Source organism: Desulfovibrio desulfuricans (genome assembly GCF_024460775.1).
Lineage (GTDB): Bacteria > Desulfobacterota > Desulfovibrionia > Desulfovibrionales > Desulfovibrionaceae > Desulfovibrio > Desulfovibrio desulfuricans_E.
This window is the reverse complement of the sequence record NZ_JANFYZ010000004.1, coordinates 330,502-345,603: the sequence shown is the minus strand read 5'-3', so window position 1 is coordinate 345,603 and position 15,102 is coordinate 330,502. Positions and strand designations below refer to the sequence as shown.

The 15,102-nt window shown below is 54.3% G+C and carries 15 protein-coding genes; 5 read left to right on the top strand and 10 right to left on the bottom strand.

Annotated elements, in window-relative coordinates; translation table 11 throughout:
* Window positions 1-76: 76 nt before the first annotated feature.
* The 3 genes from NE637_RS07335 (at window position 77) to NE637_RS07325 (ending at window position 3,232) form a co-directional block, all read left to right on the top strand.
* Window positions 77-1,627 (top strand): ammonia-forming cytochrome c nitrite reductase subunit c552, encoded by a 1,551-nt coding sequence (locus tag NE637_RS07335; RefSeq protein WP_256267628.1) that lies wholly within the window; start codon window positions 77-79, stop codon window positions 1,625-1,627.
* A 202-nt stretch (window positions 1,628-1,829) separates the two neighbouring features.
* Window positions 1,830-2,399 carry a C40 family peptidase gene (locus NE637_RS15805; RefSeq protein WP_306666359.1) on the top strand — a complete coding sequence of 190 codons (570 nt, stop codon included), beginning with the start codon at window positions 1,830-1,832 and terminating at the stop codon, window positions 2,397-2,399.
* A 248-nt stretch (window positions 2,400-2,647) separates the two neighbouring features.
* A complete protein-coding gene (locus tag NE637_RS07325; protein WP_192113128.1) occupies window positions 2,648-3,232 on the top strand; it encodes a MerR family transcriptional regulator in 585 nt (194 codons plus the stop codon).
* A gap of 187 nt (window positions 3,233-3,419) precedes the next feature.
* Here the strand turns inward: NE637_RS07325 and NE637_RS07320 are convergent, their stop codons facing one another.
* The 3 genes from NE637_RS07320 to NE637_RS07310 form a co-directional block, all read right to left on the bottom strand.
* The gene (locus NE637_RS07320; RefSeq protein WP_227118192.1) at window positions 3,420-3,884 is read right to left on the bottom strand and encodes a GNAT family N-acetyltransferase; all 465 of its coding nucleotides are present in this window, start codon (window positions 3,882-3,884) and stop codon (window positions 3,420-3,422) included.
* Window positions 3,885-3,887: 3 nt separating this feature from the next.
* Window positions 3,888-4,625, bottom strand: a complete 738-nt coding sequence (locus NE637_RS07315) for a DsbA family protein (RefSeq protein ID WP_256267627.1) — start codon at window positions 4,623-4,625, stop codon at window positions 3,888-3,890.
* Window positions 4,626-4,722: 97 nt separating this feature from the next.
* Window positions 4,723-5,112, bottom strand: a complete 390-nt coding sequence (locus tag NE637_RS07310) for a response regulator (RefSeq protein ID WP_192113131.1) — start codon at window positions 5,110-5,112, stop codon at window positions 4,723-4,725.
* 305 nt (window positions 5,113-5,417) lie between these two features.
* Between NE637_RS07310 and NE637_RS07305 the strand changes: the two genes are divergently transcribed.
* Complete coding sequence (locus NE637_RS07305; protein WP_022659024.1) at window positions 5,418-6,206, top strand: ParA family protein; 789 nt, start codon at window positions 5,418-5,420, stop codon at window positions 6,204-6,206.
* A gap of 8 nt (window positions 6,207-6,214) precedes the next feature.
* Here the strand turns inward: NE637_RS07305 and NE637_RS07300 are convergent, their stop codons facing one another.
* Entirely contained in the window at window positions 6,215-6,619 is a 405-nt protein-coding gene (locus tag NE637_RS07300) for a hypothetical protein (RefSeq protein WP_215647504.1), read from the bottom strand.
* 394 nt (window positions 6,620-7,013) lie between these two features.
* Between NE637_RS07300 and NE637_RS07295 the strand changes: the two genes are divergently transcribed.
* Entirely contained in the window at window positions 7,014-7,958 is a 945-nt protein-coding gene (locus tag NE637_RS07295; protein ID WP_215647505.1) for a ParB/RepB/Spo0J family partition protein, read from the top strand.
* Window positions 7,959-8,055: 97 nt separating this feature from the next.
* Here NE637_RS07295 and NE637_RS07290 read toward each other — a convergent pair whose 3' ends face one another.
* The 6 genes from NE637_RS07290 to hisS all read right to left on the bottom strand — a co-directional run bounded on the left by NE637_RS07290 (window position 8,056) and on the right by hisS (window position 15,085).
* Window positions 8,056-9,453 carry a transcription antitermination factor NusB gene (locus tag NE637_RS07290; protein WP_227118191.1) on the bottom strand — a complete coding sequence of 466 codons (1,398 nt, stop codon included), beginning with the start codon at window positions 9,451-9,453 and terminating at the stop codon, window positions 8,056-8,058.
* A 1-nt stretch (window position 9,454) separates the two neighbouring features.
* Window positions 9,455-10,273, bottom strand: a complete 819-nt coding sequence (locus NE637_RS07285; protein ID WP_192113135.1) for a DUF116 domain-containing protein — start codon at window positions 10,271-10,273, stop codon at window positions 9,455-9,457.
* A gap of 168 nt (window positions 10,274-10,441) precedes the next feature.
* On the bottom strand, window positions 10,442-11,455 hold the full coding sequence (gene fmt / locus NE637_RS07280; RefSeq protein ID WP_227118189.1) for a methionyl-tRNA formyltransferase: 1,014 nt from the start codon (window positions 11,453-11,455) through the stop codon (window positions 10,442-10,444).
* Window positions 11,428-11,946: a peptide deformylase gene (gene def, locus NE637_RS07275; protein ID WP_192113137.1), complete on the bottom strand. Its 519-nt coding sequence runs from the start codon at window positions 11,944-11,946 to the stop codon at window positions 11,428-11,430. The genes fmt and def overlap by 28 nt, the downstream gene beginning before the upstream one ends.
* Window positions 11,947-11,961: 15 nt before the next feature.
* The gene (aspS, locus tag NE637_RS07270) at window positions 11,962-13,836 is read right to left on the bottom strand and encodes an aspartate--tRNA ligase (protein ID WP_192113138.1); all 1,875 of its coding nucleotides are present in this window, start codon (window positions 13,834-13,836) and stop codon (window positions 11,962-11,964) included.
* Window positions 13,829-15,085, bottom strand: a complete 1,257-nt coding sequence (gene hisS / locus NE637_RS07265) for a histidine--tRNA ligase (RefSeq protein ID WP_227118188.1) — start codon at window positions 15,083-15,085, stop codon at window positions 13,829-13,831. The genes aspS and hisS overlap by 8 nt, the downstream gene beginning before the upstream one ends.
* Between the last annotated feature and the right edge of the window lie 17 nt (window positions 15,086-15,102).

Here is a 15,102-nt window from a genome sequence, read left to right as displayed (position 1 = left end):
ACCAAAGCTGCCGATTGCCGCTTAACATGGCGTTCGAATTTGACGACCTACCTCAAACATACACAAGGCCCTGGGAGTGGCGGCCCTGCTTGGCATAGCTTTGCTTGCGGGCTGTCAGGATGTTTCCACTGACCTTAAGCCCCCAAAGTACAAAACTTCCATTCCTGAAAGTGAAACCCGTATTTCTGCTTTCCAGAAAGATTTTCCGCAGCAGTACGCCTCGTACATGAAGAACAACGAATCCTCGGTCATGACCGAGTACAAGGGTTCCATACCCTATCACAAGAACGACAACGTCAATCCTTTGCCCAAGGGCTTCAAACACGCCCAGCCCTATCTCAAAAATCTGTGGCTGGGTTATCCCTTCATGTACGAATACAATGAAGCGCGCGGTCACACTTACGCCGTTGAAGATTTTCTCAATATTGACCGTATCAACCGCTTTGCCGCTGACGGCAAGGGTGGCCTGCCCGCCACCTGCTGGAACTGCAAAACCCCCAAGATGATGGAGTGGGTCAAGCAGTACGGCGATGCCTTCTGGTCAAAAGACGTCAATGAATTCCGCAGCAAAGACAAAATCAACGAGATGGATGAAACCATTGGTTGCGCCAACTGCCACGATCCTGTGACCATGGAACTGCGCCCCTACTCCGAGCCGCTCAAAGACTGGTTGAAGCGCAGCGGGCAAGACTGGGCCAAGCTTTCGCGCAACCAGAAGCGCAGCCTTGTATGCGCCCAGTGCCATGTGGAATACTACTTCACCCACAAGGACAACGGCCCCGCCGCCAAGCCTGTGTTCCCCTGGGACAACGGCTTTAACCCCGAAGACATGTACCAGTACTACAAGGGGCACGGCCCCAAGGGCGCCGATGGCAAGCCTGGGCCTTTTGTTGACTGGACGCACGCGGCCTCCAAGGTCGGCATGATCAAGATGCAGCATCCCGACTATGAAATGTTCCAGGACGGCCCCCATGGCGCTGCCGGAGTTGCCTGCGCCGACTGCCACATGCCCTACATGCGTGAAGGCGGCAAAAAGGTTTCCAGTCACTGGATGACCTCGCCCCTTAAGGATCCAGAACTGCGCGCCTGCCGTCAGTGCCACGCCGACAAAACTGCTGACTACCTGCGCGGCCGCGTGGAATACACCCAGAAGAAGGCCTTTGAACAGCTGCTGAAAGCGCAGGAAATCTCGGTTAAGGCGCATGAAGCTGTTCGTCTTGCCAATGCCTACGAAGGCAAGCGCGCAGCCGATTACGACGCCCTGATGACCGAAGCGCGCGAAATGGTGCGCAAGGGCCAGTTGTTCTGGGATTACGTTTCTGCGGAAAACAGCGTTGGTTTCCACAACCCCGCCAAGACGCTTGATACGCTCATGACCTCTATGGAATGCAGCCAGAAGGCCGTTGATCTTGCCACCAAGGCTACGGATTTTGGCATCGCTGAAGCGCTTTCCAAGGATATCAAGGAAACTGTGCCGCCCATTCTGGAAATGAGCCGCAAGCTCCAGCAGGACCCCGAATTCCTCAAGAAGAACCCCTGGACCAAGCTGCTGCCCACTTTGCCAAAAGCTGATCAGGTTTGGGACAATCAGACAAGGATCACTTCTGAGGCAAAGCCTGCCCAGTAGCCCGTAGTTGCATGCAGGCCACGCGGTTACGCTGCACTGCATAACCTTCAAAACAGCAAGGCCCCTCTTCAGGGGCCTTGCTGTTTTGAACTCTCAAATTATGAATACTTATGTTATTGCAGCCTGTTACCCAATTATTATTTTTTCCTGCCAAAAATAATCCTCGTTGCCTGCCTATCAGGCACACAAATTGCTTAATCCTATGCAGCACATATGTGTTATTTTTTTGACTTTTGCAAAATTATTTGCAAACACAGTAGGTTGCAGCATGGAAGCAGCAATACACTCAAACACTTGGCGAAGATGGCGCAATTTTGCGCTGCTCTTGGCATGCGCCGTACTTCTGACAGGCTGCGGAGCTTTCAGATCCGCGCCCGATAGCGGGCCAGCACCTGAATCCGCGCGCAAGGTTGTTAAAACGGCCTATACGCAAATGGGCAAAAAATACAGACCTGGCGGAGCCTCACCGCAAAAGGGCTTTGACTGCTCCGGTTTGATCTGGTGGGCATATAATCAGAACGGCGTAAAAGTGCCGCGTATAACATCCGATCAGGCCCACACAGGGCAGCAGGTACCGCTTTCATCTGCCCGGCAGGGAGACATCCTTGTTTTCCGCACCAGCTCCGGCCCGAGGGGGCTGCATACTGGCATATATGCTGGCGGCAATTCCTTTATCCACAGCCCCAGACGCGGCGAAAATGTGAGGGTTGAAAGCCTTGATGTGCCATACTGGCGCAACAAACTTATCGCGGTAAGGCGGGTTGTGTACTGATTAGCAGCAGCGCCACCGCGTAATCACGCAATTGTTTATTTTATTGGCGGTAACGGCTCAGTCTGTACCGCCTTTTCTGTTTGCTGACTTGCTATTAAATTTTGTTTGGAGTATTTCAAAAAGAATTACATCGGAATCACTTTGTTGCTGATTTCTGTTTCTGCCCACTCCTTTTATCCGATTCAAATTGCCGGGTGACGCGCCTCGTAGCGTTTTTCAGGCGTCCTTTGCCCGACGCGGGAGGAGACATGGCTCGCAAGGCTGTAGTTGCTGAAAGCCTGTTGAGTATTGCGGATATTTCGCGCCATTTTTCCTTGCCTGAATCCACCACCCGCTATTACTGCAAACGGTTTGCCCATTTTATCCCCAGTGTTGGCGATGGCCGCAGACGCCGTTATCGCCGAGAAACGCTGGATGTCATTGCGGCTGTGCTTGAACAGATGCAAAAATCCCGCACGGCAGCGGCGGTTGAAGATGCGCTCAACGCGCGCTTTCCGCGAAATGCCGTTGCTGTTGCAGATGCTGATTCTTCCACAGCCCTTGCTGAAGTTCCTTCGGGCAATGACTTTTTCCCTTCCGCCGCGCTTCAGATTCTGGAGCGCCAGACAAACGCTATTGAGGGCATTGCCCATTTGCTGCAACTTGTTGTGCAGCGCCTCCCTGCCCCAGGCGGCAGCAATACGCCAGAGGTCGGACAGTTGCGCCAGGAGGTTGCAAACTTGCGTGTTTTGCTTGATTCGTCCGAAAAAACGCAACAAGCCGATCTTGATCAGTTGCGCTCATGGATGACCAAGGTTATCCGCAATCGCGGTGGTTCAGGACAGTCAGAATAATTTTGCCAAAGCAAGCAGAAAGGCCGCGCAATTGCGCGGCCTTTCTCATGGTCATTTTTACGTTTCCAGACACATCGAAATCAGGAGCTGGTTGCGCTTTTGCCGCACCGTAACGCGACTGATTGACATGCCGCTCCGCCTGTCTACTCTGCGGATATACTCCGCCAGAACAGCACGCTGAGGCGTGTCACTCACCACCGAGCTTGCTGATTTTTTCCAGCCAGACCAGTTCAACCCCGTTTGCGGTTTGGCCCTTTTTGTACGGAACAAAACCAAATTTTTCATATAACCGCAAGTTGCGGTCACTTTTTGCGCTGGTGAAGAGTTCATACCGAGCGGCCTTTATTGCGGACAAAATTGCCGTCATCAAGGCTGAACCGTAGCCCCTGCCTTGCCATTGCGGCAGTACCGCAAGGCGGCCAATGTGGGCTGTACCTTCTGCATGGTGCGCCCTGACCGTTCCTGCCAGCGTCTGCCCGTCCAATGCCTTGAGCATGACGCCAACGCGCCATTCCTCCACCAGATCTTCAAGCGTTTGCGTGAGAGGCGGAATATCCCAATTTTCTACTTGCCTCGCTTCGCTTTCAAATGCGGCCTTTTGCAAGGCCAGTATTTGCGGCAAGTCGGATTCTGTAACTGGCAGGATTGCCATGTGCTACTTGCTGTTTTTCAGCGCCATATCAATAGCGCTCTTAAAGAGATCAAGCGGCAGAGCTCCGCGAACCACAAGGTTGTTCACAAGAAAATACGGAGTCCCTTCAATGCCGAGCTTTTGGGCATCCATCTGATCTTCGGCAATGATGTCTGTAACCTTTTTGCTGTGTACATCCTTGGCAAGGCGCTTCATGTCCACGCCAAGGCCTTCGGCAGTCTTTTTCAAAAAGGTTTCACCCTCGGCAATCAGCTTGTCCCTGTCTGCAAACAGAGCCTTGTAGAACTGCCAGGCCTTTTCTTCACTCTGCTGGGATATGGCTACAAAATATGCTGAGGCAATGTTGGCTGGCCCTTTGTCGTCCAAAGGCATGTTTTTGAAAACAAGGCTCACGTCTTTGCCGTATTCCTGCAAAATCACGTCCACAGTTTTGGAGGCCTGCTGGCAAAAGTGGCAGGTAAAATCAGAAAAAGCCACAATGCGCACCTTGGCCTTGGGTGATCCCATGACCGGACGGCCCTCTGTTTTAACCGTTTTGGTCACCTTCATATCCTGCGCCCACTGGGCCTCAAGGCTGTGCTGACGGCGCAGATTTGACCCCTGCTGTGCGATATCAAGTACAGATTCGCTTTGCCTGCGCAGCACATCCATGACCAGTTCTGGCCGCTCACGGAACAGCTTTTCAAGCAGTTTTGGCAGATTTTCTTCCGTGACTTCCACAGCATTTGCAACGGCGCTCATGCCGGGCACAATCCCAGCAGCCATGCTAGAGGCCAATATAAAGGACGCCATCAATTTTTTACTAAGCATACACTATCCTTATTTTCTGCGCTCTCACTTAGCCCTGCTCCGCCTCAAGGCGAATCTGGGTAGCGGCATCTTCAATTTTAAAGAGCAGCTCATCAATGTCAACAGGCTTCATCAGGTAACCAAATGCTCCCTCGCTCATGGCCTGAACAGCGAGCTGCATGTCCGCATGGCCAGAAAGCAAGATCACCTGAGTTTTAGGCCATCGGGAATGAATAATCTGCAAGGCGGACATGCCATCCATAACCGGCATTTTTACATCCATAATTACAATGCCAAAGGGGAACTGCTCCATGGCATCCACGGCCTGTTGCCCGTTAGCAGCGGATTGGCACTCATACCCTCGGCGACCAAGGCGCTTGGAGAGTATTCGCGTTACATCTGATTCGTCATCAACCAACAGCACTTTTGCTAGTTCCATACTTTCTCCAGCCAAGAGATTGTGCCATTTTTTTACGCGCTTTAGCTTTACGGAGCAAGTTTTGTTGCTCAATATGCTTTAAGCCTTGACGCTCTCAATACTCTCTTTTACAAACAACCCATTGCAGCTTTCAGCGCCGCCCTCATGTTTCATGTGAAACACGAAGTTTTTCCCTTCAAGTGAACCATGAAATGGCGGCAAAGCCAGAAATTTCATGCTCGTTGACGTATCTGCTCCTGACAGGATCGCCTGATGGTTGAAGCAGCAGTTCCTCTAAAATCAGTCAAAATGACTGGGAGGCCTCAATGGCGCGCATTATTTCCATCGCGAATCAAAAGGGCGGGGTGGGCAAAACCACCACTGCCATCAACCTTTCCGCTGCTCTTGCAGTCATGGAAAAAAAAGTTCTGCTCGTTGATTGCGATCCGCAGGCAAACAGCACCAGCGGCATAGGCCTGCACCAGGAAGACCTGCACGGCGACCTGTACAACACCTTTTATGAGCCAGAAAAGTTGAAAGAAAATATAGCCAAAAGTCGATCGCCATTTTTGGATATTCTGCCCGCTAGCACCAATCTGGTGGCAGTTGAACTGGAACTGGTGGACAAAATGGCCCGCGAATTTTTTTTGGACGAATGCCTCAAAAGCGTGCGCAACGACTATGAGTATATTATCCTCGACTGCCCTCCTTCTCTGGGGCTTTTGACGCTCAATGCCCTCTGCGCGTCACGCGAACTGCTCATTCCCCTGCAATGCGAATTTTTTGCGCTTGAAGGCATCGTCAAGCTGCTGCAAACCTATGAACAGGTGAAAAAAAGACTCAACCCCGATCTTTCTCTGCTGGGTGTAGTGCTGACCATGTATGACACGCGCAATCGCCTGACTCGCGAAGTTAAAAACGAAGTGCGCCGCTGCTTCCCCGAGCACCTGTTTGAAACAGTTATTCCCCGCAACGTACGCCTTTCTGAAGCGCCCAGCCACGGCAAATCCATCATCCACTATGATATTAAATCAAAGGGTGCGGAAGCATACCTTGGTTTGGCCAAAGAAATCGTGCTGCGCAGGCCAAGCAAAAAAAATACGGTTCTGCAATAGGGACAGGCTTATTCTTTTGGGGTGGAGTGCTCTACCGCAACGTGCTTGTGAAAATGCTTCTGCCGAATTGTGGTTCCGCATGCACGGCAATGAAAAACAAGTAGGCCGCCAATATTCGCATTAGTCAGAATAAACGGACGTTGGGGATCATTGCGCCAATCCTCGGTGCTGGCAGCACAGTGGGGGCAGGTAACTGAAGGGCTGTAGGGATATTTGAAATCCCAAAACTTCATAAGCTCTTCAAAACTTTCCAGCGGGCCGGCGGTCTGTTCGAGTTCTTGCGGCTTTGCGTCGGCTGCCAAAATGCTGCGAACCTTGGGTTCCATTTTTTCCCAGAGGGGCCAGGGAATGATCACAGAAGAAATATTGCCCTTGATATCGGTGATATACTGAAGCTGCGGGTTATCCTGCATGACGAGTCCTTGAAGTAAAAAGCGGGGCCAAACCAAAGTCGAACTTTGGAGCAAAAAAGATACGCCTCGCGCAAGAGCAAAATACTGCCCATTGCGCAACAAAAACAGCCAGGCAGATTTCTGCCAGAAAACAATAGCGCATAAGGTGCCGCGCCCCAAGGGCAAATGTCAAGGAGACTGCAACGAAGTGCAGGTGGTTTGCACAACAAGGTTGCGCCCCTTAAAAAGCCCCTGCAACGTGCAGCAAAAGTTTAGCACATACAAATTTTGAATGAAGGCAATCACACAAGCGGTTTGTCGAAACGGCAATCCGCAATGACAACGGACCTGCACCACTGGGGTCCGGAACAATGGTTGTATTGCCGCAACCACAGCTTATGCTGGAGGGATAAAAATGAGCAGCAGCAAGGGATTGGGCAGAGGGCTTGACGCACTGTTTGGCGGAACCGCGCCAAAGCAGGAACCGCAAGGGCAGGAGAGCGCTGTTAACCTGATGCCGATTACGGCCTTGCACCCCAACCCCAATCAGCCGCGCAGGCACTTTGACGATGCCGCATTGCGGGAACTGGCCGATTCCATCAAATCGCAGGGGATTATCCAGCCGCTGCTGGTACGTCCGCTGGGCAGCGAAAATACCTACCAGATTGTTGCGGGCGAGCGCCGCTGGCGGGCAGCGCAACTGGCAGGTCTCAAAGAAGTACCCGTTTATGTGCGCCAGTTGAGCGATAAAGAGGTCATGGCTGCTGCTCTTATTGAAAACTTGCAGCGCGAAGACCTCAACCCCATTGAAGAAGCCGAAGCCCTCCAGGCCTTGCGGGATGCCCTGGAGCTAACGCAGGAGGAACTGGCAAGTCGACTTGGCAAAAGCCGCCCAGCAATCGCCAACGCATTGCGTTTGCTGCAACTGAGCGCAACTGCACGGGCCGACATTCAGGCCGGATTGCTCAGCGCGGGGCACGCGCGCTGCCTGCTGGGCATTGATGCGCCCATTGCTTCCGAAGCGTTGCGCCAGCGCATCCTGAGCCACAAACTGACCGTGCGCGAAGCAGAAGACGCAGCCGCCTTCTGGCGTGGGCACAACGCCCTGCCATGGGAACAGGAGGACACGACTCCGCAACCTCGCGCCAAAGCCCCCAGAAAGAAAAGCCCGCAATTCAAGACGTTGCAAATGAATCTTTGCTCCAGCATTGGCTGCAAAACGCAGGTAAGCGGCGATGAAAACAGCGGCCGCATTGCGTTTGCATACGGCAGCCGCGAAGAACTTGAACAGCTTTTGCAAAAACTGGGTGTGACCCTGCCGGAAGCTGAAGAAGAATCTACAGAAAATCCCGCCGGATAAGCAGCGGGAAAATACGCGAGCAGAACAGATACCCTGCCAATCCAAAGATAAGCGCAACCGGAACATTCCGCATTGCGCTTATCTTTTTTTAAAGGGATCAAACCTTACGTAGCAAAGCGCCATACATGCCCTCAAGCCAGGGGTGCTCATGTGGAGTCTGCCACTGCCTGAGCACCTGCAGACCATCTGATTCGCGCACAAGGTGCTCAATCTGCTTTTCATTCTCATTGGGCCGCAGCGTACAGGTAATATAGGCCATCTGGCATCCCGGCCGCATCTTTGCCGCAAGACTGAACAATATGGATTGCTGCAATCCCTCATGGCTATTGCCCTCGTGTGGGGGCCTACGGCGGATATCAGGCCTGCGGGCAAGCACGCCAAGCCCGGAACAGGGAGCATCCACAAGCATATGACCATCCCAATGTTCAAGGGGTGGTTTGACTGCATCGGTTAGGGCAACAGACGGACAGCCAAGTCCCAGCCGCGAGCACTGCCCCGGCAAGCCCGCAAGGCGCTGCATGCTGCGGTCTGTGGCTAAAGGAACCACAATCCTCCGCTCAAGCAGGGCAACAGTCTTGCCGCCAAAACCAGCGCAGACATCCCAAACGGGTTTTTCCCAACCATAGAGGCCAAGCTCTTCAAGAACAAGCTGCGAACCTGCGGATTGATACGAAAGCGCGCCTTCGCGGTGCAAGTCGTGCAAGGACTGACCACAAACAGCAGACGGCTGTGCACCCGGCGCAAAAGCAATCCCCCACTGCCCTACCGCTTCGCCTCCACTGGCAAGCAGTGCCTCTCGCAATGACATGGCAGCGGAATACTGTGCATTTACGCGCACTGCACTCCAGGGTCGATCAAACGACCGGCGGGCAAGCTGCAAGGCAGCATCGCGCCCGTAGTGCTTGTACCAGTGCCCCATGATCCACAGCGGCAAAGAATAGAAAAGCGCCATGTGCTCCGCGCATCCGGCTTCCGCGCCGTGCGGCAGATAAAAATCCTCATGCATGGGGGCGTCTGCAAGGCGCTGTACTGAACGCAAGGCCCCGTTGGCTACACGGGCCAACCCTTGACCGTACAAGGCCTGTGCAGTCTCTACAGCGCTAAAAACAGCGGCATGATCCGGCACCTTGTCCTGAAAAAGCAGGCCATATACCGCAAGGCCCAGCACATGCAGAAGAGGGTGCGGCAAAGATTGGGGGCGCGGCAACACTCTGGACAAAATAAACGCAATGCGAAGTTCCGTTCGCAAGTATCCGTATACAAGCTCTGAGCACAGATTGCGCTCAACCGGGGCAAGTCCTGAAGATTCTGCGCTGCAAGCCACAGATGAAGCGCTGGAGAATGCCGTTGCAAGCGCCTGCTGGGCTGTCATGCCGGAATCAACCAACAATAAGGCCCACAGCGCGCAGTGACGTGCCGTGGGGGAAAGCTTGCGAATTTTCCCAGGCAATGGCGCAACAGCAGTGCCAGATTGGGCAACGCGAATTTTAGCCATATTATGCCCTGCCCTGATGCAAGGGTTGAGAAAGGCCAAGAAAAATCCGTACGGCGTCTTCCAGTGCCTTCATAGGCACAAGCGTATCAACGCACGGCCCATGCGGCCTCTGGTTGAGAACGCCAAAAACTGGCAAAGGATAACTGTCCTGAATGCCGGATGTAAGGTCACGTTCGCAAGCAACAGCAATAATGCAGCGCGGGCGCGTTTGCACCACAATGCGGCGGGCAATGGTGCCGCCCGTGGCAATGGCAAGCCGCACGCCATATTTGTCCCTCAAAGCAAGTAACTCACCAACCGGGCATTTGCCGCAACGCTGACAGTTGTCCGGATTATGAACAAGCCGCTGGGGGCACAAGGCCTGCTGAACGCAATGCGGTAAAAGCAGCAAAAGCTCCTGCGGCTGCGCCGTACAGCCACTGGCAAGCACCAGTTCGTTGTTCACCTTGATAAAGCTGCGCCGCACTCTTCCTCTGTCAATACCAACTGCCTTTGCAAGCAATTCCATAAGTGGAAAAAACAGACGGATGGTGACATGCCGCACACTGTCTACACCAGGAAGAGATTTACCCGTATAAATATGAAATATAAGAATAATGCAGAGCCATAACAAGGCGATGATAACAACAAAACCAAAACCCATGCTCAGCGTAGGCAGCCAGTGTTGCGTAGAAAAAAAACCAACCCACGGCAAAATAAGAAAAAACGCAACCCCGAGGCACAGCAGAAGGCACGAGGCCAGCATGAGCCCGATAAAAACGCGCTTTCGCGCACCACCATACTGCTCTGGCGGCAAAGAAAAGGGCGACTTACGAAACATGTGACCTCGGTTTGATGAGTCAGAAGCAAAAAATAGCCTTGAGCCTAAAAATCGCACAAAACTGCCCTTATGAAAAGCGCAAGCACGCAACATGATGCATAGGTCAAAAAAAGAAAAAACGAGGCTCAAAAGAGCCTCATTAAAAATACCCATTGCGGAAAAAAGACATTACTCCCCTGGTTCAGGAGCTCTTGCCAGACCGCAAACACCCCTTGGCAACCCGCGCAACACTCCGTTGAGCAGATCACGCACGGACATCTCTTTTTTCCCTTGAGGCTTGACCGTAGACAGCACATACCAGCAATCAGCGCAGGCAATGCTCAACCCCTCAGCATCGATCCGCAATGTACCCGGAACATGGCCTTGTGCAGATTGCCCCACCCTGCCAGGAGCAAGAATGAGCGAAAGGGGGTCGCGTTGCTTGCCATCGGAATCAACAGTTTCAAGCACAGCACGCGCACCTGGCCACGGGGTAACACCCCGCACCCGCGCATGTACCTGCACGACAGGAAGCGACCAGTCGATAAAGCCGTCTTCCTTGGAAATTTTAGGAGCGTAGGTGGCGAGAGCATCGTCCTGATCCACAGCCTGTGCCTTGCCATCAAGAATATCATCAAAAACGCGCACAAGCAGTTCTGCGCCAATTCCTGCAAGGGCATCGTGCAGGGAACCGGCCGTATGCTCACCGATGGGCAGGCCATCGGTGGCGAAAACCGGCCCCGCATCGAGCTTGCGCACAATGCGCATAATGGAAATGCCAGCTCGGGCGTCAGGATGCCAGCCTTCCATCACTGCCCGCTGAATAGGGGCAGCACCACGCAGGCCAGGCAAAAGCGAAGCATGCACGTTGATGGTATCAAGCGTGGGCATGGCAAGGACAGCGTCCGGCAAAATGAGGCCATAGGCCGCCACAGCCAGCAGGTCTGGTTTGAAAGCCGCCAGCTCCGCCTGGGCTTCTGCACCCTTCAGGCTGGCAGGCTGCATGACGGGCAGGCCAAGTTGCAAGGCGAGCTTTTTTACAGGAGATTCAGCAAGTTTGTGGCCGCGCCCTGCTGGTCTGTCCGGCTGGGTGTATACCGCCACTATTTCGCCACGAGGCCAGGCCGCCAGCCTTTTCAGGCTGGCGGCGGCAAACTCGGGCGTTCCCATAAAGACTATACGGCACTTTTTCGTTTGAGCCATTTTTTCACCTTGCTGTCGTACAGGGTGCGGCGCAGGCGGCTGATCTTGTCGATAAACAGTATGCCGTCCAGATGGTCATATTCATGCTGGATAATGATGGCCGGGAATTCTTCCAGATCTTCATCAATGATATTGCCGTCCAGATCCGTTGCATGCAGGTGCACGTTGCTCATGCGCTTAACGTCGGCCCTGTAGTTCATGGGAACAGAAAGGCAGCCCTCCTGTTCGCTCAGAACTTCCTCGCCGGAGAGGGTCAACACAGGGTTAATCAGCACCCTGGGCTGCTTTTCCTCGTCCTTCATGGCCGGATCCATCACAAGCATACGGATATTGCGCCCGACCTGCGGCGCAGCAAGGCCAACACCAGGGGCAGCGTACATGGTTTCAAGCATGTCGGCAGCAAGCTGGCGAATGTCGTCCGTCACCTCGGCAACAGGTTCACAAACCTCTTTGAGCCTGGGGTCAGGATAGGTGACAATATCAAGAATCATGCAGACGTCTGCCTCCTACGCTTTGTCGGCTGTAGCGCCGTCCTTTTTCTGCTCTGCGCCGGGCACTTCACGCAAGCGCAGACCGAGATCCCGCAACTGACGCGAAGACACCGGGGAAGGCGCGTTGGTCATGAGGCAGGTTGCCTTCTGCGTCTTGGGGAAGGCAATGACATCACGGATGCTGGACGAACCAGAAAGCAGCATAACCAGCCGGTCAAGGCCAAAAGCCAAACCGCCATGCGGCGGCGCACCAAGATCAAGCGCCTGAATGAGGAAACCGAACTGCTCTTCGGCCTGCTCTGGCGTAAAGCCAAGAGCTTCAAACATACGGCGCTGCACTTCACCGGAGTGGATGCGGATGGAACCGCCGCCCACTTCGCAGCCATTGAGCACCATATCATAGGCGCGGGCGCGCGCCTTGGCCGGGTCAGTAACCATCAGTTCCATATGGCCGGGCGCAGGCGAGGTGAAGGGATGGTGGCAGGCCACATAACGCTTGGCTTCCTCGTCGTATTCGTACAGCGGAAAGTCCGTAACCCACAGGAAGTTGAAGCTGTTTTCAGGAATCAGCTTCAAGTGGTTGGCAAGATGCACACGCAGGTTGCCAAGGGCGGCGTTGACCATGGAAGCCTCGCCCGCCTGGAAAAAGACAATGTCGCCGACCTGAAGATCAAGCGCTTCTGCAATGCCCTTGCGTTCTTCGTCCGAAAGGAACTTGGCGATGGGCGACTGCCATTCGTCGGCCTTGATCTTGATCCAGGCCAGACCCTGAGCGCCATAGATTTTGACAAATTCGGTAAAGGCATCAATTTCCTTGCGGGTCATGGATTCGCCGCCAGGAACCTTCATACCCTTGACCAGCTGCGCAGTGGCAAAAAGCTTGAAGCCGGAGCCACGCACAATATTCGTGATATCCACAAGCTCAAGGCCAAAACGGGTGTCGGGCTTGTCCACGCCATAACGGGCCATGGCTTCGTCCCAGGGCATGCGAGGGAAGGGAAGAGTCAGATCCTTGCCCATCACGTCCTTGAACACGCGGGCCATGAGGCCTTCTGCGATGCCCATGACCTGTTCTTCATCCGCAAAGCTCATTTCAAGGTCAACCTGGGTGAACTCGGGCTGACGGTCGGCACGCAGGTCTTCGTCGCGGAAGCAGCGCACGATCTGGAAGTAACGTTCCATACCGGCAACCATCAGCAGCTGTTTGAACAGCTGGGGCGACTGCGGCAAAGCGTAAAATTCACCATTATTCAAACGGCTGGGAACCAGAAAGTCGCGGGCCCCTTCAGGGGTGGACTTGGTAAGCACCGGGGTTTCCACTTCCGTAAAGCCGTTGTCGTCCAGAAAACAGCGGGCGGCCTGCGAAACCTTGTGGCGCAAACGCAGATTGGCCTGCATGCGCGGACGGCGCAGATCAAGATAACGCCAGGTAAGGCGCAGGTTCTCGCCGGCATCACTACGGTCTTCAATGGCGAAGGGCGGCGTTTTGGAGGTGTTGAGCAGCTTCCACTCGTGAGCCACGATTTCAATCTGGCCAGTGACCATATTGGCGTTGACCATGCCTTCGGGGCGAGGACGCACCTTGCCCTTGACCGCAAGCACATATTCCGAACGCAGAATATGCGCGTTCTCGTGCGCAGCAGGAGCAATATCCGGGCTGAAAACAACCTGCGTGAGGCCGTCACGGTCGCGCAGGTCGACAAAAATCAGGCCGCCGTGGTCGCGGCGGTACTGCACCCAACCCATCAGGCAAACATCTTCACCATCATTGGTAATGGTCAACTGACCGCAGGAATGGCTGCGCTGCCAGTCACCAAGCTCAGTGACAAATTTCTGGTGTTCGCGCTGCACATCCTGCTGCGCGTCCTGCGTCTGCATCTGTTCAGTCATTGTTGGTTCCCGTTTGCAAGAATTGGAGTACGCCTGACTGCGGCACAGAGCACTGCTCGCCGCTTTCAAGGTTCTTAACGACCACTGTGCCCTGAGCGGCTTCATCAGGGCCAATAATCAGACAATGCCCAGCGCCGGACTTTCCAGCCTGACGCATAAGGCTTTTAAAGCCGCCTTCACTGAAATTCATCTCGCCAGTCAGCCCGGCGTCACGCAGCTTCTGGGCAAGCTGCCAGCCCTGAGCGCGGCTCTGGGCGTCCATGGCAACCAGATAAAAATCGGCTGCCTGGCCACTGCCCTCGCCCATCATGAGGGCAAGGCGTTCCATGCCGCAGGCAAAGCCAACGCCCGGAACATCAGGCCCGCCAAGGCTCTTCACAAGGCCGTCATATCTGCCGCCGCCGGCCACAGCCGCCTGAGCGCCAATGCTGCCGCTTACCACCTCAAAAGTAGTGCGGCAATAGTAGTCAAGACCGCGCACAAGCCTATGATCAAGCTCAAAGGCAAGCCCCTGCCCTTGCAGCAGCTCCAGCACCGTATCAAAGTGGGCGCGGCATTCGGGGCAATTGTAATCAATAAGCTTGGGGGCATTGTCCGTAATGGCGCGGCAGCCGGGCTGCTTGCAGTCAAGCACGCGCAAGGGGTTTGTTTCCACCCTGCGGGTGCAGTCCGGGCAAAGGGCGTCCTTGTCAACTCCGGCAAGGTATTCGAGCAAGGCCGCCTTGAACTTGGGGCGGCATTCCGAACAGCCAAGGGAATTGATCTTGAGCGTCAAATCCGTAAGGCCTAGGTCTGACAAAAAGCGCAGCAGCATGCTGACCAGTTCTGCATCAGCCATGGGGCTGTGGCTGCCAAGGCACTCGCAGTTGATCTGGTGGAACTGGCGCATGCGGCCCTTCTGCGGGCGTTCATAACGGAACATGGGGCCAGTGGTGAACAGCCGGCTCACAGGTTCGCGGTTGGTCAGCCCGCTCTCGATATAGGCGCGCATAACACCAGCCGTGGCTTCAGGCCGCAAGGTAAGCGAACGGCCTTTGCGGTCAGGAAAAGTATACATTTCCTTTTGCACCACATCGGTTTCCTCACCGATGGAACGGCAAAAAAGCTCCGTAAATTCCAGCAGCGGCGTACGCAGTTCCACAAAACCGTAGCGTCCAAAAACCTGGCGCGCGGTATTTTCAATACGCGTGAACTGGTCGCTGTCCGGCGGAAACATATCCGCAAAACCCTTGATACGTGCAATACTCATGGCTTCCTCATAAAAAA